Source organism: Paraburkholderia sp. XV (assembly GCF_020177535.1).
In the GTDB taxonomy this organism is placed as follows: Bacteria; Pseudomonadota; Gammaproteobacteria; order Burkholderiales; family Burkholderiaceae; genus Paraburkholderia; species Paraburkholderia caribensis.
Genome location: NZ_JAGUUD010000042.1, coordinates 1 through 18,473, shown reverse-complemented (window position 1 = coordinate 18,473; position 18,473 = coordinate 1). Strand labels below are relative to the sequence as shown.

Genomic DNA, 18,473 nt, shown 5'->3' with positions numbered 1-18,473 from the left:
TGGGAGACAGCCGCGCGCGCCGTGGTTCTGCCTGCTTCACCATCGGCCCGCCTTGTCATCCGCCTTCGCCCCTTGCGTGCAACGCGATCGTTACACGTGGACGTAGGCGGCGAGCGTTTCGGGAAGCAGAGGCTTCAACTCTCGCACGCCCTGCTCGGCGTAGGGCCGCAGCAGCGCGTTGCGCCAGAATTCCTGTTTGGGCAGTTCGGTCAAGCCACCGAGGGCGACCAGAACCAGCACCAATATGACCCCGCGTACGAGGCCGAACACCAGTCCAAGCGAGCGATCCACACCGCCCAGGCCGGACACCTGCACCAGCCGGCTCAGCAAAGCGTTGGCCACGCTTGCCACCAGCATCACGCCAATGACGATCAACGCGAACGCGATCAGCCACTGCGTCAGCGCGCCGCCCGGCCAGTTCGCCGGCACGTAGGGCACCAGCAGCCCTACGAAACGCGCCGCCACCAGAAAGGCGACGATCCAGCCGATCAGCCCGAATACCTCGGACAAAAAGCCGCGCCACGTTCCGCGCATGGCCGACAGGGCGATCACCGCCATTACAGCGTAGTCGAACGCGGTGAACATCGCCGGATTACTGCGCAGCGCCGTTGTTCGCGCCCGACGTCAAACCGGCCTCGCGCACCTTCGCGATTGCCGCCGACGCCGCCGCACGGTCCGCGAACGGACCGGCGCGCAACAGGGTTCGACTGGAGCCGTCAGCCTGCTTGCGACGCTCCGTATATACGGGCACACCCGCCGCTTTCAACCTGGTTGCCCACGCGTGTGCGCTGGCGTCGTCCTGAAACGCGCCGAGCTGAACCGCGAAGCGGCTGCCGGGAGGCGCCGCGGGCGTACCTGCTTCGGTGCCCGACGCGGCTGCTTGCGCCGTTTCCGTGACTGCGGGTTTCTGTTCCGGCTTTGCCGCGGGCTTTGCTTCAGCCTGCGGTTTCGCCGCGGGCTTCGCCGCCGGCGCGTTGTTCGCGACGACAGCGGGCGCTTGCGGCTTCGCAGGCGTCATCGCGATTGGCGCGTTCTTGCTGTTGCTGCCGTCGCGCTGCGACGCCACGGCGCCCGTAGCGGCCGAGCCCGACGCAGCAGGCGCGAGACCCGAGGCCGCCAGCGCGGCATCCGGCGCGGCGGGATTGTCCGGTGCGACGGCCGCTTGCGTGTCGTTGTCGACCGACGCGCGCGGCTTCGGCGCGGGACGGCTTGGAATGTCGATGGAAATGTCGTCGGTGACGGGCTTCGGGTGCGAATCCAGCACCATCGGCAGAATGACGACGGCGGCGATCACCAGCGCGATCGCGCCGACGAGGCGGCGTCGTGCGCGCTGCTTCTCGGGAAGCGTGGGATCGAGCAGCATCGCGTCGGCGTCGCCGGAACGGTCCGTGCGGCGGCTGCGCCGTTCGACGCGTTCCGCGCGTTCAGTGCGCTCGGCACGACTACCGCGGCTGGAACTGGAATTTGCGCCGCGCCGTGCCGGTGCGTCGTCTTTCTTGCCGAACGAGAAAATACCCATGAATGGCTTGGTTCGAGGCCCGCGCGTTCAGTGTTGCTGCGATTTACGGTAGGCCATGACGCCTGCAACCGTGAAGAAGCTGCCGAAAACCACGATTCTATCATTGTCGGAGGCGCGTTTTAGCGCATCCTGGAAAGCTTCTGCTGGTGTGGCAAAACGCGTCACGCTGCAATCCGGGCCGTCGCTGACACCCGCATCGCGCAACAACGCTTCCAGATCTTCCGCGCTGGCGGCACGCGGCGTCGGCAGATCGGTCACGTTCCAGTGATCGATCTCGCCCTTCAGATGCTCCAGCACGCCCGCGATGTCCTTGTCGCGCATCGAGCCAAACACGGCGTACGTGTACGGAAAAAAGCCCATATTGCCGAGATTTTGACCCAACACGGCAGCTGCATGCGGATTGTGGCCGACGTCCAGCACGACCGACGGCTTGCCCGGCAGCACCTGGAAGCGCCCCGGCAGTTCGACGTTGGCAAGACCCAGACGGATATCTTGCGCCGACACGGGCAAACGGTCGCGCAACGCTTCCAGCCCCGCGAGCGCGGCAGTCGTATTGAGCAGCTGATTCGCACCGCGCAGCGCCGGATAGGCCAGCGCGGACCGCCGCATCGTCGGGCCGATGTAGCTCCATTGCTGGCGCTCGTTTCCCGGTTGCGCTTCGTAGCGGAAATCGCGCCCGAACAGCCACAACTCCGCGCCGATTTTCTCCGCGTGATCGATCAGCGTTTGCGGCGCAACGGGATCGGCGCAGATCGCCGGCTTGCCCGCGCGGAAGATCCCCGCTTTCTCGAACGCGATTTTCTCGCGCGTATCGCCGAGGAAGTCGGTGTGATCGATGTCGATGCTCGTGATGATTGCGCAATCGGTATCGAGAATGTTGACGGCGTCGAGCCGCCCGCCGAGCCCCACTTCGAAAATCACTGCGTCCAGCCCGCGCTCGGCGAACAGATGCATGATCGCCAGCGTCGTGAACTCGAAATACGTCAGCGAGACGGGCTCGGAGAGCGACTGGCGCGCCCTCTCGACAGCCTCGAAGTGCGGCAGCAGTTCGGCATCCGTCGCCATCTGGCCGTTGATACGCGCGCGCTCGTTGAATGCGAGCAGATGCGGCGACGTATGACAACCGACCGTGTACCCCGCGCGCAGCAGGATCGATTCGAGAATCGCGCAGGTAGAACCCTTGCCGTTCGTGCCGCCGACGGTGATCACCGGACACGCGAACTTCAGGTCCAACGCGTCACGCACCTTGCTGATGCGCGCGAGGCCCATGTCGATTCCGACAGGATGAGCCGATTCCAGGTGCGTGAGCCACGCGTCGAGTGTGGGGAAAGTGATCATCTGAAAAACTGGCAGTGCGGACCGGAATTATCCTAGAAATGCCAACGCGCCGCTTGAAGACTTCTCGCGGCGCGTTGGTTGTTCCTGTCAGCCGTGCGTTGCGTCACGGCCAGGGACGGCGTCAGGCGACCGCGTCGGCCGGCTGGCGCGTCAGCAGCGCCATCAATTGCGCGATTTCCTCACGCAGCTTGCGACGGTCGACGATCATGTCGATCGCGCCCTTTTGCAACAGGAATTCGGCCCGCTGGAAGCCTTCCGGCAGTTTTTCGCGCACGGTCTGCTCGATCACGCGCGGGCCGGCAAAGCCGATCAGCGCCTTCGGCTCGGCGATCACGACGTCGCCGAGGAACGCGAAGCTCGCCGACACGCCGCCCATGGTCGGATCGGTCAGCACGGAGATGAACGGCAGCTTGGCCTCGGCGAGCTTGGTCAGCATCGCGGTGGTCTTGGCCATCTGCATCAGCGACAGCAGGCTTTCCTGCATGCGCGCGCCGCCCGAGGCGGTAAAGCAGATGAACGGCACGTGCTGCTCGATCGCGTTCTGCGCGCCGCGCGCAAAGCGCTCGCCGACCACGGAACCCATCGAGCCGCCCATGAACGCAAACTCGAAGCACGCGACCACGACGGGCAGCGTGTGGATCGCGCCGCCCATTACGACCATCGCGTCGGTTTCGTCGGTTTCGTCCATCGCCTCTTTCAGGCGGTCGGGGTACTTGCGGCTGTCCTTGAACTTGAGCGCGTCGACCGGCAGGATTTCCTGGCCGATTTCATAGCGGCCTTCCGGATCGAGCAAGCCGTCGAGCCGTTCGCGCGCGCCGATCCGCATATGGTGGTCGCACTTCGGGCAGACGTGCAGATTCGCTTCGACGTCGTTGCGGTACAGCACCGCTTCGCACGACGGGCATTTGATCCACAGCCCTTCCGGAATGCCCTTGCGGCTCTTCGGGTCGGTTTGCTTGATTTTCGGCGGCAACAGTTTGTCGAGCCAGCTCATGATGATTCCTTCCAGGATTCGCGATACGAAAGACGGCGCAGCAGGAACCGCGCCGCCATGCCAACCGCGACAAAAATGATGTTTATCGGGCAGTCGCGCCGATGCTGTCGAGCGCCTGGCGAATTTCAGCAATGAAAGTCGTCAGCTTGCTCGCAGCGGACTCGGGTGCTGCTTCTTCGAGCAACTGCACGATACGGCTGCCGATCACGACGGCATCGGAGACTTCGGCCACGGCGCGCGCGGATTGCGCATCCCGAATGCCGAAACCGACGCCCACCGGCAGCGGTACGCGCGACTTGATGGCCGGGATTTTACCCGCGATGCTCAAAACGTCCAGATTTGCAGAGCCCGTGACGCCCTTGAGCGACACATAGTAGACGTAGCCGGACGCGATTTTACCAACCTCCGCGATGCGCTCGTCCGTCGACGTGGGCGCGAGCAGGAAAATCGGATCGATCCCGGCGGCCTTCATCTTTTCGGCGAAGATAGCCGATTCTTCGGGCGGATAGTCGACAACCAGCACGCCGTCGACACCCGCTTCCTTCGCGGCAACGGCGAACGCATCGGCCCCCATGCGCTCGATGGGATTCGCGTAGCCCATCAGCACGACGGGTGTCTTTGCGTCGGTCTCGCGGAAGCGCTTGACGTCGGCGAGCACGTGTTTCAGCGACACGCCCTTTGCCAGCGCGCGCTCCGACGACTGCTGGATCACAGGGCCGTCGGCCATCGGGTCCGAAAATGGCACGCCAAGCTCGATGACGTCGGCACCGCCCTTCGCGAGCGCGTGCATGAATTCGACGGTGCGCGCCGGGTCGGGATCGCCCGCGGTGATGAACGGAATCAGACCTTTCTTGCCCTGCGCGGCCAATGCCGCGAACGTGGATTGAATACGGGACATGGAATTTTCTCGAAGTCGATGACTGCGCGGTCTGGCGTCAGGCCGTCGTCGTAGTCGTGGTGACGGCTGCTTTTCGACGCGAAACGGGTTCCGGCGGATTTGCCGCCAAACTAACGCGTTCTCGCGCTATCGCGCAGTAACTTTCATTGATCTCATAGCCGACGAATTCGCGCTTCTGACGGGCGCAAGCGACGGCCGTCGTGCCGCTTCCCATAAAGGGATCGAGCACGCGGCCACCCGACGGGCAGCTGGCCAACACCATCCGCTCGACAATTTCGAGCGGTTTCTGGGTGGGATGGTCGACGCGTTCGGCGTGTTGCCGGTGCAGACGCGAGACCGACCAGACGTCCTTCGGGTTGTAGCCCATCTCGAGCCACTTGCTTCCTTCGAACAACTTACGCGAACGCGCCTTCTTCGTGGCGGCATCGTATGGGATACGGACGGGATCGAGGTCGAAATAATAATCTTTCGACACCGCGAAATAACCGATGTTGTCGTGCACCGACGTAAAGCGGCGCGTCGTGCCGCCCATGCTCGGCACGCGCCGGTCCCAGACGATCTCGTTGACCATCGTCAGGCGGCTCTTCAGAAACACGAAGATTTCCGGCGCGTACTGCCATGTGCAGAAGATGTACAACGAACCCGACGGCTTCAGCTTCGGAATGGCGAGTTCGAGCCAGGCACGCGTCCAGGCGAGAAAATCCTCGCCCGAGCGCATGTCGGAATCATTGCCATAGTCCTTGCCGAGGCCGTACGGCGGATCGGCCACGATCAGATCGATCGAGCCGTCCGGCAGGTTCGCTGCATCGGTCAGAAAATCGCGGTTCAGGAGCTCGATGCCCGCAGGCACCGGCAACAGCGGCGCAGCGCCCGCGTGCAATGACCCCGCGACGCCTGCCTCGGCGTCGCCGTCCAGCGCGGGCGGCTGCGGCTCCTCGAACTCGTCGCGCATCGCCTGGGCGCTCAGAACTGGATGCCCGATCGCTCGGCGACCGTGTGCATGTCCTTGTCGCCCCGGCCCGACAGGTTCACCAGAAGGATTTTGTCCTTCGGCAGAGTCGGCGCGAGCTTCGCCGCGTACGCGAGCGCGTGGCTGGACTCCAGCGCGGGAATGATGCCCTCGATCCGGCAGCAGTCGTGGAACGCCTTGAGCGCCTCTTCGTCAGTGATGCCGACGTATTCCGCGCGGCCGCTGTCCTTGAGCCACGCGTGCTCGGGACCGACGCCCGGATAATCAAGACCCGCCGACACCGAATGCGTCTCGATGATCTGGCCGTTTTCGTCCTGCAGCAGATAAGTGCGATTGCCGTGCAGCACGCCGGGGCTGCCGCCGATCAGCGACGCCGCGTGACGACCCGTGTCGATGCCGTCGCCGGCCGCTTCCACGCCAATCAGTTTCACCGATTTGTCGTCAATATACGGGTAAAAGATACCCATCGCGTTCGATCCACCGCCAACGCACGCGATCACGGCGTCCGGCTGACGCCCTGTCAATTCGGGCATCTGCACCTTGCATTCGTCGCCGATCACGCGCTGGAAGTCGCGCACCATCATCGGATACGGATGCGGTCCAGCCACCGTGCCGATGATGTAGAACGTGTTTTCGACGTTCGTGACCCAGTCGCGCATCGCTTCGTTCAGCGCGTCTTTCAGCGTACGCGAGCCGGATTCGACGGGCACGACGGTCGCACCCAGCAGTTTCATCCGGTAGACGTTCGCGGCCTGGCGGCGCACGTCTTCCGCGCCCATGTAGACGATGCACTCCATGCCGAAGCGCGCCGCGATGGTCGCGGTGGCCACGCCATGCTGGCCCGCGCCCGTTTCCGCGATCACGCGGGGCTTGCCCATGCGTTTGGCGAGCAGCGCCTGGCCGATCACGTTGTTCACCTTGTGCGCGCCCGTGTGGTTCAGGTCTTCGCGCTTCAGATAAACCTGCGCGCCGCCGAGCAGTTCGCTCCAGCGTTGCGCGTGATAGACAGGGGAAGGACGACCCACGAAGTACTTCAGTTCGCGCTCGTATTCGGCAATGAAGTCGGGGTCTACCGAGTATTTGTCGTACGCAACACGCAGTTCGTCGAGCGCGTGCATCAGCGTCTCGGCAACGAACACGCCGCCATATTGGCCGAAATGGCCACGTTCATCGGGTAAGTTGTACATATTCCGTCACTCTTCTCAGCTTGCCGCATGTCCGCGCGTCAGGCGCGGCGCGGCCTTGCAATCACCGGGCGTCCGCCTCGCGCACTGCGCGCACGAACGCCGCCATCCGGGCGTGATCCTTCACGCCCTTTGCGCCCGGCACCTCGATGCCGCTCGAGACATCGACCGCGTACGGGCGCACGCGATGAATCGCATCACTGACGTTTTGCGTGTTCAACCCACCACTCAAAACGGCCCGACGCGCGAGCTCTTGTGGAATAAGTGACCAATCGAAGACCTTCCCGCCGCCGCCATAGCCTTCGACATGGGTGTCGAACAGAAGACCGCTGGCGGCTGAATAGTTGAGTGCCGATTTTACCAAATCGGCCGGTTGAGTATCGGCTGCAATCCGCAACGCGCGCAACCAAGGCAAACCCGCAACGCCCGCCAGCTTTTCGCACTGCTCGGGCGTTTCGTCGCCGTGGAACTGCAGCATTGTCAGCGGCACGTTGCAGGTGACCTCGCCGAACCACTCCGGCGTCGGATTCACGAACAGCCCGACAATCGACACGAACGGCGGCACGACCCGCGTCATCTCGACTGCCTGCGCGATGCTCAAGGCGCGCGGGCTGGGCGGGTAGAACACGAGGCCGATCGCATCGGCGCCGAGGTCCACGGCATGGGCGACATCGGCGGCATTGGCGAGCCCGCACAGCTTGATGCGCGTGCGGTGCGGCACGGTGTCGGGGGACTGCGAAAGGCTTGCGGCCTGGGTGTCGGCGGAAGTCATGAGTCGGTCCAAACGGTGCTCCACGGAACGCTGCCCGCCTGCGGCGCAGGCACGGCGAACGCCTCAGGATAGCCCACTTGCGCGAGATACAGCCCGTCGGGCATGAAAGTGGGCGCCGCGCGTTTCCGGTCGCGGCCTTGCAATACCTCCGCGAGCCACGCGGCCGGATAGCGCCCGCGGCCCACGGCCACGAGACAGCCCATCAGGTTGCGCACCATGTGGTGCAGGAACGCGTTGGCGCGAAAGCGGAAGTGGATGAAATCGCCCTGTGACCGGATATCGATCTGATACAAATGCTTGACGGGCGTCTTCGCCTGGCATTCCGATGAGCGGAACGCCGAAAAATCGTTCTCGCCGATCAGGCAGGCGGCCGCGTCGCACATCGCGTCGACGTCGAGCGGCGTATGAATCCAGCCGGCGCGGCCCGTGAGCATCGGCGAACGCACGGGATGCACGTACAGCGCGTAGTAATAAGTGCGCTCGAAGGCGGAAAAGCGCGCGTGAAATGCGTCGGGCATCGGCTTGGCCCATTGCACAGCGATCGTCGGCGGCAAGAAGGCGTTCGTGCCGCGCACCCACGAAAAGTCTGTACGGTCGAGTTCCGTATCGAAATGCACGACCTGCCCGAGACCGTGGACACCCGTGTCCGTGCGGCCCGCCACGACCGTCTGCAGCGGCGTCTGCGCGAATTCGCGCAGCGCCCGTTCAAGCGCATCCTGCACGGTTTTGCCGTGCGGCTGCGACTGCCAGCCGCAAAACGCCGCACCGTCGTACTGGATGCCAAGCGCGATCCGCGTCATCACGAAAGCGGCGCGAGCGTCGACAGCAATGCGCGGGCGTCGGCGCGAGTGTCGGCATCGTTCGATTCGATGACTTCGTTGATCAGCGTGCGCGCGCCGACCACGTCGCCGAGGTCGATGTATTCCACGGCCAGGTCGAGCTTGTTGCGGGCGATACGCGCGACTTCGTCCGGCGTGAAAGCGGGCACGACTTGCGACGGCGACGGCGGCAGTTCCAGGTCGAAGTCGAGCTTCAACGCGCCGAAGCGCGCCGCGCCTAGCCCGGCGACGGCGGCCGCACCGGCCGTGCCGGCGATGATCTCGGCGGCGGCAGCGGGCACCTGCGGCGCGTGCGCCGGCACCGCCTGTTGCGCCGTGATTTCGGGCGCGACGACGGGCTGTGTCACAGCGGGTGCGAAGGGAGCGGATGGCTCGACGCGCGGCGGCAACGCGAAGTCGTCGATGCTGTCGAGCGCGCGCATCGCGTCGCGCGGGAATGCGTCCGGCACAGCCGGTTCCAGCGGCGGCGGCGCGCCGAGCGGGAGCGAAGCCGGCGCGCGATGTTCAGCGTCGATCTCGGCATCGGCTGGATGCAGTTCATTGAGCTCGGGCAGCGGCTCGATCAGCTGTTCATGCTGCGCGGCCGGTTCGACGCTCAACTGGATGGGCGGCGCAACGGACGCCGTGGGCTGCTCGAACGAGGGTTCGTGCTGTCCGGTTCCCGGCGACTCACCACCACCGTCGAGCACGAACGGCCCGGGTTTCGCGCCAGACTCGTCGAGCGGTGATTCGATCGGCTCGGCGAAATGCGGCTCGACGGGGTCGTGTATCGGCTGCTCGTCGAGCGGCAGTTCGGTGGATGGCGTCGTGTCGACGGCAAGCTCGCCCGTCGTCAGTTCCTGTGCGCGCTCAGCCTGTTCGCGTTCGGCTGCCTCGGCGGCACGCGCTTCTTCGCGGGCCGGATCGAGCGATTCGCGCGGCAGCGCATCGGCGCCGAGCGCCGCGGCTGCGTCGAGGGCGGCTTCCGTGGAGGCGCCATCGAACGATTCGAGTTCGTGCTTCCGTCCGGCGTCGTGGCCGTATGCGGGCGAAAGCGCAGCAGCGGCGGTAACGGTAGCCGGACCGGCTTCGTGCGATCCGGTTTCAGACGGTTCGCCCGGCGACGCAGGCGGCTCATCGCTACGCGCGACTGCAGCAGGCTCGGCGGCAGCGGGCGCAACGGGCGTTTCATCTTCGCGTGCAGCGTCGTCGCTCGCCACTTCCTGCGCGCGCGCCGCCTTACGACGCCGGCGCATCGTCAAACCGGCCAGCAGCGCCACAAGTGCCGCGCCGACGATAGCAGCCACGCCCAGAGATTCTTGCGACATACCCGCCAGCTGGTTCGCGGGCTGCGTTGCCGCGGGCGCAGCATGAGCGGGTGCGCCAGCGCCGGGCGTCACGCCCGATGGCTGCGTCGCGCCCGGCGACGTCGGCGCGCTTTCATTTGCGCCCGACTGCTTGCCGATCCCGTGCTTCTGCAACTCCATCAGCACACGGTTCTTCAGCGCAAGGAGCTGCTGCAGGCTCGACGCGCGCGGCTGCGACGCGGGTTGCGCGTTGCTGGTAGAGGGCGCGCCGGGGGCCGCGGCGGCCGACTCGCTGCCCTGGATGGAACCTGTGTATGAATGCGTGCCGCTCGCAGCCGATGATGCGGCGGCGCCACTCGTGGGCAGCGCGCCGGCAGCGGGTGCGGACGTCGCCTCGGCCGTGGCCGCGGCCGGAGCACTGGCGCCTTGCGTTGGCGTCGAGGCGGCCGCCTCGACGGGCAACGACGCGCCGGCAGCCGCTGCACTCGCGCCGGCAGCCGTGGCAGCGGGCGCGGATGCCGAAGTCGTCGTGGCGGCGTTGTTGGTGGTCGCAGCCTGCGCCGACGCGCCGGACGGAGCCGAGGCCGACACCGCAGCCGATGCCGCGACGATAGGCGCCCCCGTCGCATCGACGGCAGGCAGGTTCAGGACAGCGCCCAGCCGTAACCGGCTTGGATCGTGCCCCATGAACGCGTTCGGATTCGCGTCGAAGATCGCTTTCGCCGCGCGCGCCAGCACAGCGCGGTCATGCGACTGCGTCATCGCGACGGCTGCATCGTTGAGCGATTGCCCCGGCTGAACGGTGAATTGCGTGCCGCCGGAAGCCGAACCAGCCGGCGCGCTCGCTGTCGCAGCACCTGCCGTCGCGGCTTGCGCGTACGCCATGCCCGGTATCGAAACTGCACCGGCAAAAACGATCGCGACCGACGCCGCAATCCGATGTGAGCCGCTGCGTGTGGCGGCGAGAATAAGAGGGAATCGGGCCGTCATCGGGACCTTTCGTGCGCGGTCGTGCGGCGCATGCTTAGAAATGTTGGCGACAAGATTCTGAAATACACAATAAAAAAGCGCCGCGAAAATCGCGACGCTTTTTGGAGTTTTCTACGCGTCGTTCAGCTAACGCGCTAGTTTACTTTACTTGTCGAGCAGAATGCGAAGCATACGACGCAGCGGCTCAGCAGCGCCCCACAACAGCTGGTCGCCGACCGTAAACGCCGACAGGTATTCGCCGCCCATCGCGAGCTTGCGCAGACGGCCGACGGGCACCGTCAGCGTGCCCGTCACCACGGCGGGCGACAGATCGCGCATCGACGCTTCGCGCTCGTTCGGCACGACCTTCACCCAGTCGTTCGCCGAGGCGAGAATGTCATTCACTTCGTCGAGCGGCACGTCCTTGTTCAGCTTGATGGTCAACGCCTGCGAATGGCAACGCATGGCGCCGATACGCACACACAGACCGTCGACGGGGATCGATCCCGGCTCGCCCATCGCGGGCTTGCCCAGAATCTTGTTGGTTTCCGCGCCGCCCTTCCACTCTTCCTTCGACATGCCGTTGCCGAGATCCTTGTCGATCCACGGAATCAGCGAGCCGGCGAGCGGCACGCCGAAGTGATCGGTGGGCATGCTGTCGCTGTTCATGGCCGCCAGCACGCGGCGGTCGATATCGAGAATGGCCGACGACGGATTGGCGAGTTCATCCTTCACTGCGCCGTGCAGCGCGCCCATCTGGCTCAGCAGTTCACGCATGTTTTGCGCGCCCGCGCCCGAAGCGGCCTGATACGTCATGGCCGTCATCCAGTCGACGAGGTTTTCACGGAACAGGCCGCCGAGCGCCATCAGCATCAGGCTGACCGTGCAGTTGCCGCCGATGAAGTTCTTCTGGCCCTTGACCAGCGCGTTCTTGATCACGTCGAGGTTGACGGGATCGAGAATGATGACGGCGTCATCCTTCATGCGCAGCGACGAAGCCGCATCGATCCAGTAGCCGTTCCAGCCCGCCGCGCGCAGCTTCGGGAAGACTTCGTTCGTGTAGTCGCCGCCCTGGCAGGAAATGATGGCGTCGCACTTCTTCAGGTCGTCGATGCTTGTCGCATCTTTGAGCTTGGTCTCGTTCTTGGCAAACGACGGCGCGTTGCCGCCCGCATTGCTGGTGCTGAAAAACACCGGTTCGATCAGATCGAAATCGCCTTCCTGCTGCATGCGTTGCATCAGGACGCTACCGACCATGCCGCGCCAACCTACGAGACCTACGTTCATGACTTCATACCCTTCGAATGGACACTTCCCCGCATCTTTGCCCGCAGTGACCGCGCGGGGAAGATGGGCGGGCACGACGGACGATCAGCGCTTCGTGATCGTTTTCGGGGTAATCGTTTTGATGGTAATGGCGAGCGCAACCACGCGGGCCGTTTTGCCGCGCAGTGTCGAAATCGAGGAGATTTGAGGAATCGTCGCCATCACATGAGTCTACACGAAAACCCGTTTTTTGCGGCGCGGGCGCCGCGATTTGCGTGAATCCGCGCAAAAGTGGCAGATTCACGCGCGTTGGCTGAAGAATTACAGCGCCGCCACCACCGCGTCGCCCATCGCTTCCGTGCCGACCTGCTTGCAGCCTGGCGTCAGAATATCGCCCGTCCGATAACCTTGCTCCAGCACCTTTTTCACGGCGCTTTCGATGCGATCGGCCTGCTCGGCCCGGTTCAGCGAATAACGCAGCATCATCGCGGCGGACAGAATCGTGGCGAGCGGATTCGCAACGCCCTTGCCCGCGATATCGGGCGCCGAACCGTGCGACGGCTCGTACAGACCCTTGTTGTTCTTGTCGAGCGAAGCAGACGGCAGCATGCCGATCGAACCCGTCAGCATCGCCGCTTCGTCCGACAGGATGTCGCCGAACATGTTGCCCGTGACGATCACGTCGAACGATTTCGGCGCCTTCACGAGTTGCATGGCCGCGTTGTCGACGTACATGTGCGACAGCTCGACGTCCGCGTATTCCTTCGAGACATCGATCATCACGTCCTTCCACAATTGCGAGGTTTCGAGCACGTTCGCCTTGTCGACCGACGTCAGCTTCCTGTCGCGCTTCTGGGCCGCCTGAAACGCGACGTGCGCGATGCGGCGCACTTCGGGCTCCGAATAGCGCATCGTGTCAAAACCTTCTTTCGCGCCCTCGAACGGACCGTCCGGCGCTGCCCGCACGCCGCGCGGTGAGCCGAAGTAGATGTCGCCGTTCAGTTCGCGCACGATCAGGATATCGAGGCCCGACACGATTTCCGGCTTCAGCGACGAAGCGCCCGTCAATTGCGGATAGCAGATCGCCGGACGGAAGTTCGCGAACAGTTGCAGATGCTTGCGCAGACCCAGGATTGCCTGTTCCGGACGCAGCGAGCGCTCGAGCGAATCGTATTTCCAGTCGCCAACCGCGCCGAACAGGATCGCGTCCGCTTCCTTCGCGAGCTTGAGCGTAGCTTCCGGCAGCGGATGACCGGCCGCCTCGTAGCCTGCGCCGCCAACGGGCGCTTCTTCCAGCTCGAACTTTTCGCCGAGCACGTTCAGAACCTTGACGGCTTCCTTGACGATTTCCTTGCCAATGCCGTCGCCCGGCAACACTGCGATCTTCATGCGTATTCCTTGTTGGTGTCTGTGTGGCCTGGATCAGGCGCGCGTTCGGACAATCTTCAGCGCACGAGGCGGTTGTTGAGCCACGGCTGCTTTGCGATGCGCTCTGCCTCGAACTGGCGAATCTTGTCCGCGTGACGCAGCGTGAGGCCGATGTCGTCGAAACCGTTCAGCAGGCAGTATTTGCGGAACGCTGCGACTTCGAACGGATATTCGGCGCTGCCGTCGACCGTGCGGACGACCTGCTTTTCCAGATCGACGGTCAGCTGGAAGCCGTTGAACGCGAATGTTTCGTTAAACAGATGGTCGACCTGCTGGTCGGTCAGCACGATGGGCAGCAGACCATTCTTGAAGCAGTTGTTGTAGAAGATGTCGGCGAAGCTCGGCGCGATGATCGCGCGGAACCCGTACTGTTGCAGCGCCCACGGTGCGTGCTCGCGCGAGCTGCCGCAGCCGAAATTCTGACGCGCGAGGAGTACCGACGCGCCCTGATAGCGCGGCTGGTTCAGCACGAAATCCGGATTCAGCGGACGCTTCGAGTTGTCCTGGCCCGGCTCGCCGTGATCGAGATAACGCCATTCGTCGAACGCGTTGGGACCGAAGCCCGTGCGCTTGATCGACTTCAGGAACTGCTTCGGAATGATCGCGTCGGTGTCGACGTTTTCGCGATCGAGCGGCGCCACGACGCCGCTATGTACGATGAATTTTTCCATGACGCTTTAGCCTGTTCGAAGCCGGAAGGAGGTGCACATGCGCATCACCCGCGCCCTCCGGCGAATCAAAAACCGCTTACTTTGCCGCCTTGTCGCTGATCGACCCGCCCAGATGCTGCAGGTCTTCGCCAAAGCCGTGCACCGTGTTGCAACCCGCGAGGCCGAGCAGCAGCCCGGCTAGCGACGCGAGTGCGAATCGGCGCAGAAGTGCGATGCGATCGATGTTCATGTGGCGTTCATCCCAGCTTGCGAATGTCGACGAAATGCCCTTCGATGGCGGCTGCCGCCGCCATGGCCGGGCTGACGAGGTGCGTGCGTCCGCCCGCGCCCTGACGGCCTTCGAAATTGCGATTCGACGTGGACGCGCAGCGCTCGCCCGGCTCCAGCCGGTCGGCGTTCATGGCGAGGCACATCGAACAGCCCGGCTCGCGCCATTCGAAACCCGCTTCCGTGAAGACCTTGTCGAGACCTTCGCGTTCCGCCTGCGCCTTCACGAGGCCCGAGCCCGGCACGACCATCGCGAGACGAATGTTCGGCGCGACGCGGCGGCCGAGTTTCTTCACGACCCAAGCTGCCGCGCGCAAATCCTCGATGCGCGCATTCGTGCACGAACCGATGAAAATCTTGTCCGGCTTGATTGATTCGATGGGGAGATTCGGTTCGAGCGCCATGTACTGCAGCGCCCGTTCCATCGCGTCGCGCTTGACCGGATCTTTTTCCTTTTCCGGATCCGGCACGCGTGCGTCGACGGAAGTGACCATCTCCGGCGACGTGCCCCACGTGACCTGCGGCACGATCTCGGCGGCGTTCAGTTCGACTACGCGATCGAAGTGCGCGTCGGGATCGGACTTGAACTGCTTCCAGTATTCAACGGCCTGATTCCATTCGACGCCTTGCGGCGAGAACGGACGGCCCTTCAGGTATTCGATGGTCGTGTCGTCGACGGCGACCATGCCGGCGCGCGCGCCCGCTTCGATCGCCATGTTGCAAACGGTCATGCGGCCTTCCATCGACAGTGCGCGAATGGTCGAGCCGCCGAATTCGATGGCGTAGCCCGTGCCGCCCGCCGTGCCGATCTTGCCGATGATGGCGAGCACGATGTCCTTCGCCGTGCAGCCGCGCGGCAACTGGCCTTCGACCTTGACCAGCATGTTCTTGCTCTTCTTCTGCAGGAGCGTTTGCGTGGCCAGCACGTGCTCGACTTCCGACGTGCCGATGCCGTGCGCCAGCGCACCGAACGCGCCGTGCGTGGACGTGTGCGAGTCGCCGCAGACGATCGTCATGCCCGGCAGCGTCGCGCCCTGCTCCGGCCCGATGATGTGAACGATGCCCTGACGCATGTCGTTCATCTTGAACTGCGTGATGCCGAATGCGTCGCAGTTCGAGTCGAGCGTATCGACTTGCAGTTTCGACACGGGGTCAGCGATGCCGTGGCTGCGATCTGTGGTCGGAACGTTGTGATCCGACACCGCCAGATTCGCGCTGATGCGCCACACCGGGCGTTCCGCGAGCTTCAGCCCTTCGAATGCCTGCGGGCTGGTCACTTCATGCAGCAGTTGACGGTCGATATAGAGAATCGTCGTGCCGTCTTCTTCCGTGTGGACCACATGGGTGTTCCACAATTTGTCGTAGAGAGTCTGTGCCATGGTATGCGGGGATAGTAATGACATCGGGCAGTTCGTGTCCGGTCAATTATGCCACGCAGTTGACTTTCCAGGACCATCACATATCGAGAAAACTGATAAAAAACATGGAGTTGGGTGGTAGTGCCGATACCTGTATCGGCACTACCCGAGGGGGGCGTCCGTGCCTGCTTCGAAATGATCGGATGGAAAGGCCGGGCGGGACTTTGTTGCGCGGACAGCTCGGCAATTGGCGCCGCAACGGATAAACGTGCGCGACGATGCAGCGACAGGGCACGCAGCACTCGACCGAACGGCATATAGCGGCCACGCCAGCGTTCGCCATAGCATGGTTAGTTACCCTAATCATGCTACCGATGTCGCAACTCGAATATTTGACCGTCGATTCACCGCCTGAACCTGGACATCGATTCTCAGGCGTGAGCTATCGTGGAATCCAGTGGAATCTCAATCATCTCGATGCCTTCACATTCAAGATCGATCTGGGATTAGGAGCAGACATGACCGTACTCGTACTTTTCTCCTGCCACTGCTTTTCCCATAGCTTCCGATGGGACGCGCGCGCAACACATCTGATACCTGCGGATGAAATCTACGATGATGGCAAAGAGCGCCGTGTACTCGACCCGCTGCGCTACGAACTCTCACGCAAGCATCTAAGAGACATCGTCGTTCAATTGCCGTCGCGGCGCATTACGATTGCCAACGAGAAACAACCCAACTTCGTTACGCTCGAACAGTTGAACGAAGACGGTTCGACATCGCTCTATGCCGTATTCTTCGAAGCCGAGCGGGACCGCAGCCGCAAGCGGCGCATGGTGTTGCGCATCCAGTCAGCCTATGTGCTGGACAACGGACTGACGAGGCGTCAGGAAAAGGCCGGTAAAGTCGGCTTTGCGACGCTACTGCGTGCGACGTACCTTGGCAAAAGGATTCGCGGATGAGGTCCGCAGAAAAACAAACGGCCACCTGAGGTGGCCGTTGCATGCGGGATTCTCTATCTGTCGTTCGACAAAACTCCCACTCCTGGTGGGACCCGGCTTGCCGGGCGGCGCTACGTTTTTCGCACCCGCTGGTACGTAGTTTTGAGTCGTTATTATTGCCTTTTGCCCATCGCCGGTCAAGCGCACCAGACCTGGCCAAACGGCCTATCAAACAAAACACCCCAACGGCGAACCGTTGGGGTGTTTCGTTCGATGCGTTTAACGCAAGCCCGGTGCGCTGACGCGCCCGTGGCTTAGCGCTGAGCGATCGGCTTGGCTTCGCGAGGCGCCTCGCCGATGAACAGCTGACGCGGACGGCCAATCTTTTGTTCGGGATCGGCGATCATTTCGTTCCACTGCGCGATCCAGCCGACCGTACGTGCCATCGCAAAGATACACGTGAACATCGACGTCGGGATGCCCAGCGCGCGCTGCACAATGCCCGAATAGAAGTCGACGTTCGGGTACAGCTTGCGCGACACGAAGTATTCGTCTTCGAGCGCGATCTTTTCCAGCGCCATGGCGAGCTTGAACAGCGGGTCGTCGTGCAGGCCCAGTTCGTTCAGCACTTCGTGGCAGGTTTCGCGCATCAGCTTCGCGCGCGGATCGTAGTTCTTGTACACACGGTGACCGAAGCCCATCAGCTTCACGCCCGAGTTCTTGTCCTTCACCTGCTTGATGAACTCAGGAATGTTGTCGACCGAGCCGATCTCTTCCAGCATGTTCAGCGCCGCTTCGTTCGCGCCGCCGTGCGCCGGGCCCCACAGACACGCGATACCGGCCGCGATACACGCGAACGGATTTGCCCCCGACGAACCCGCCAGACGAACCGTCGACGTGGATGCGTTCTGCTCGTGGTCGGCGTGCAGGATCAGGATACGGTCGAGTGCGCGAACCAGCACTTCGTTGACCTGGTACTCTTCGCACGGGTTCGAGAACATCATGCGCATGAAGTTTGCGCTGTACGACAGATTGTTCTGCGGATACACGAACGGCTGGCCGATCGAATACTTGTACGCCATGGCGACCAGCGTCGGCAGCTTCGCGATCATGCGGATTGCCGAGACTTCGCGATGACGCGGGTTATTGATGTCGAGCGAATCGTGGTAGAACGCCGACAGCGCGCCGACTGCAGCGACGAGAATCGCCATCGGGTGGGCGTCGCGGCGGAAGCCACGGAAGAAGAACTGCATCTGCTCGTGAACCATCGTGTGGTTCGTGACCGTCTTCACGAACTCGTCCTTCTGCGCCTGGTTCGGCAGTTCGCCTTTCAGCAGCAGGTAGCACGTTTCGAGGAAGTCGGCGTTTTGCGCGAGATTGTCGATCGGGAAGCCGCGGTACAGCAGCTCGCCCTTGTCACCGTCGATGTAGGTGATAGCCGAGTTGCACGACGCCGTCGACATGAAGCCCGGATCGTACGTGAACTTGCCGGTCTGACCATACAGCTTACGGATGTCGATCACATCCGGGCCCATCGTGCCCTTGTAAATCGGCATTTCGACGCTCGGCGAGTTGTCGCTGAACGATAGCGTGGCTTTAACATCTGACGGGGTCATAGCACATCCTCAATCGAAGTATGGAAACAGGGTTTCGATAATTGCACGCCTGGATCAAACTCACCTGCGTAGTGGCAAGGCTTACGCCTTGATTACACGTTCCGCAGCATCTCCAGCACCCGCGCGACATCGGCGTCGGCGAGGTCGCCCTCCGGTT

General features: G+C 63.3%; 17 protein-coding genes. 1 reads left to right on the top strand and 16 read right to left on the bottom strand.

Annotated elements, in window-relative coordinates; genetic code table 11:
* Nucleotides 1-90: 90 nt before the first annotated feature.
* The 15 genes from KFO72_RS20395 to leuC form a co-directional block, all read right to left on the bottom strand.
* Complete coding sequence (locus tag KFO72_RS20395) at nucleotides 91-585, bottom strand: CvpA family protein (RefSeq protein WP_007579610.1); 495 nt, start codon at nucleotides 583-585, stop codon at nucleotides 91-93.
* Between the two features lie 7 nt (nucleotides 586-592).
* On the bottom strand, nucleotides 593-1,519 hold the full coding sequence (locus KFO72_RS20390) for an SPOR domain-containing protein (RefSeq protein ID WP_062917186.1): 927 nt from the start codon (nucleotides 1,517-1,519) through the stop codon (nucleotides 593-595).
* A 27-nt stretch (nucleotides 1,520-1,546) separates the two neighbouring features.
* The gene (folC, locus tag KFO72_RS20385) at nucleotides 1,547-2,857 is read right to left on the bottom strand and encodes a bifunctional tetrahydrofolate synthase/dihydrofolate synthase (protein ID WP_224102540.1); all 1,311 of its coding nucleotides are present in this window, start codon (nucleotides 2,855-2,857) and stop codon (nucleotides 1,547-1,549) included.
* A gap of 121 nt (nucleotides 2,858-2,978) precedes the next feature.
* The gene (gene accD, locus KFO72_RS20380; RefSeq protein WP_035999347.1) at nucleotides 2,979-3,851 is read right to left on the bottom strand and encodes an acetyl-CoA carboxylase, carboxyltransferase subunit beta; all 873 of its coding nucleotides are present in this window, start codon (nucleotides 3,849-3,851) and stop codon (nucleotides 2,979-2,981) included.
* A gap of 82 nt (nucleotides 3,852-3,933) precedes the next feature.
* Nucleotides 3,934-4,749 (bottom strand): tryptophan synthase subunit alpha, encoded by an 816-nt coding sequence (gene trpA, locus KFO72_RS20375; protein WP_035999344.1) that lies wholly within the window; start codon nucleotides 4,747-4,749, stop codon nucleotides 3,934-3,936.
* Between the two features lie 37 nt (nucleotides 4,750-4,786).
* Entirely contained in the window at nucleotides 4,787-5,701 is a 915-nt protein-coding gene (locus tag KFO72_RS20370; protein WP_224102542.1) for a DNA-methyltransferase, read from the bottom strand.
* Between the two features lie 11 nt (nucleotides 5,702-5,712).
* The gene (gene trpB, locus KFO72_RS20365) at nucleotides 5,713-6,906 is read right to left on the bottom strand and encodes a tryptophan synthase subunit beta (protein WP_225032872.1); all 1,194 of its coding nucleotides are present in this window, start codon (nucleotides 6,904-6,906) and stop codon (nucleotides 5,713-5,715) included.
* A gap of 61 nt (nucleotides 6,907-6,967) precedes the next feature.
* The gene (locus tag KFO72_RS20360) at nucleotides 6,968-7,675 is read right to left on the bottom strand and encodes a phosphoribosylanthranilate isomerase (RefSeq protein ID WP_054933460.1); all 708 of its coding nucleotides are present in this window, start codon (nucleotides 7,673-7,675) and stop codon (nucleotides 6,968-6,970) included.
* The gene (truA, locus tag KFO72_RS20355; protein ID WP_054933459.1) at nucleotides 7,672-8,475 is read right to left on the bottom strand and encodes a tRNA pseudouridine(38-40) synthase TruA; all 804 of its coding nucleotides are present in this window, start codon (nucleotides 8,473-8,475) and stop codon (nucleotides 7,672-7,674) included. Before truA ends, KFO72_RS20360 begins: the two co-directional genes overlap by 4 nt.
* Entirely contained in the window at nucleotides 8,475-10,790 is a 2,316-nt protein-coding gene (locus KFO72_RS20350; protein ID WP_225032871.1) for a FimV/HubP family polar landmark protein, read from the bottom strand. Before KFO72_RS20350 ends, truA begins: the two co-directional genes overlap by 1 nt.
* A gap of 144 nt (nucleotides 10,791-10,934) precedes the next feature.
* The gene (gene asd / locus KFO72_RS20345; protein WP_054933457.1) at nucleotides 10,935-12,056 is read right to left on the bottom strand and encodes an aspartate-semialdehyde dehydrogenase; all 1,122 of its coding nucleotides are present in this window, start codon (nucleotides 12,054-12,056) and stop codon (nucleotides 10,935-10,937) included.
* Between the two features lie 300 nt (nucleotides 12,057-12,356).
* The gene (leuB, locus tag KFO72_RS20340) at nucleotides 12,357-13,424 is read right to left on the bottom strand and encodes a 3-isopropylmalate dehydrogenase (protein ID WP_060604989.1); all 1,068 of its coding nucleotides are present in this window, start codon (nucleotides 13,422-13,424) and stop codon (nucleotides 12,357-12,359) included.
* A 56-nt stretch (nucleotides 13,425-13,480) separates the two neighbouring features.
* On the bottom strand, nucleotides 13,481-14,134 hold the full coding sequence (leuD, locus tag KFO72_RS20335; protein ID WP_054933455.1) for a 3-isopropylmalate dehydratase small subunit: 654 nt from the start codon (nucleotides 14,132-14,134) through the stop codon (nucleotides 13,481-13,483).
* A 76-nt stretch (nucleotides 14,135-14,210) separates the two neighbouring features.
* Complete coding sequence (locus KFO72_RS20330; protein ID WP_054933454.1) at nucleotides 14,211-14,363, bottom strand: entericidin A/B family lipoprotein; 153 nt, start codon at nucleotides 14,361-14,363, stop codon at nucleotides 14,211-14,213.
* Nucleotides 14,364-14,370: 7 nt separating this feature from the next.
* Entirely contained in the window at nucleotides 14,371-15,780 is a 1,410-nt protein-coding gene (gene leuC, locus KFO72_RS20325) for a 3-isopropylmalate dehydratase large subunit (RefSeq protein ID WP_054933453.1), read from the bottom strand.
* 353 nt (nucleotides 15,781-16,133) lie between these two features.
* Between leuC and KFO72_RS20320 the strand changes: the two genes are divergently transcribed.
* Nucleotides 16,134-16,721, top strand: coding sequence for a hypothetical protein (locus tag KFO72_RS20320; RefSeq protein WP_225032870.1), 588 nt, complete (start codon nucleotides 16,134-16,136; stop codon nucleotides 16,719-16,721).
* Nucleotides 16,722-17,014: 293 nt separating this feature from the next.
* Here the strand turns inward: KFO72_RS20320 and gltA are convergent, their stop codons facing one another.
* On the bottom strand, nucleotides 17,015-18,316 hold the full coding sequence (gltA, locus tag KFO72_RS20315; protein WP_054933451.1) for a citrate synthase: 1,302 nt from the start codon (nucleotides 18,314-18,316) through the stop codon (nucleotides 17,015-17,017).
* Nucleotides 18,317-18,473 lie beyond the last annotated feature (157 nt).

Bases quoted from the DNA above. Each gene is read 5' to 3' on its own strand.
- KFO72_RS20395 (WP_007579610.1), bottom strand. From the start codon at position 585: ATGTTCACCGCGTTCGACTACGCTGTAATGGCGGTGATCGCCCTGTCG.
- KFO72_RS20390 (WP_062917186.1), bottom strand. From the start codon at position 1,519: ATGGGTATTTTCTCGTTCGGCAAGAAAGACGACGCACCGGCACGGCGC.
- folC (WP_224102540.1), bottom strand. From the start codon at position 2,857: ATGATCACTTTCCCCACACTCGACGCGTGGCTCACGCACCTGGAATCG.
- accD (WP_035999347.1), bottom strand. From the start codon at position 3,851: ATGAGCTGGCTCGACAAACTGTTGCCGCCGAAAATCAAGCAAACCGAC.
- trpA (WP_035999344.1), bottom strand. From the start codon at position 4,749: ATGTCCCGTATTCAATCCACGTTCGCGGCATTGGCCGCGCAGGGCAAG.
- KFO72_RS20370 (WP_224102542.1), bottom strand. From the start codon at position 5,701: ATGCGCGACGAGTTCGAGGAGCCGCAGCCGCCCGCGCTGGACGGCGAC.
- trpB (WP_225032872.1), bottom strand. From the start codon at position 6,906: ATGTACAACTTACCCGATGAACGTGGCCATTTCGGCCAATATGGCGGC.
- KFO72_RS20360 (WP_054933460.1), bottom strand. From the start codon at position 7,675: ATGACTTCCGCCGACACCCAGGCCGCAAGCCTTTCGCAGTCCCCCGAC.
- truA (WP_054933459.1), bottom strand. From the start codon at position 8,475: ATGACGCGGATCGCGCTTGGCATCCAGTACGACGGTGCGGCGTTTTGC.
- KFO72_RS20350 (WP_225032871.1), bottom strand. From the start codon at position 10,790: ATGACGGCCCGATTCCCTCTTATTCTCGCCGCCACACGCAGCGGCTCA.
- asd (WP_054933457.1), bottom strand. From the start codon at position 12,056: ATGAACGTAGGTCTCGTAGGTTGGCGCGGCATGGTCGGTAGCGTCCTG.
- leuB (WP_060604989.1), bottom strand. From the start codon at position 13,424: ATGAAGATCGCAGTGTTGCCGGGCGACGGCATTGGCAAGGAAATCGTC.
- leuD (WP_054933455.1), bottom strand. From the start codon at position 14,134: ATGGAAAAATTCATCGTACATAGCGGCGTCGTGGCGCCGCTCGATCGC.
- KFO72_RS20330 (WP_054933454.1), bottom strand. From the start codon at position 14,363: ATGAACATCGATCGCATCGCACTTCTGCGCCGATTCGCACTCGCGTCG.
- leuC (WP_054933453.1), bottom strand. From the start codon at position 15,780: ATGGCACAGACTCTCTACGACAAATTGTGGAACACCCATGTGGTCCAC.
- KFO72_RS20320 (WP_225032870.1), top strand. From the start codon at position 16,134: ATGTCGCAACTCGAATATTTGACCGTCGATTCACCGCCTGAACCTGGA.
- gltA (WP_054933451.1), bottom strand. From the start codon at position 18,316: ATGACCCCGTCAGATGTTAAAGCCACGCTATCGTTCAGCGACAACTCG.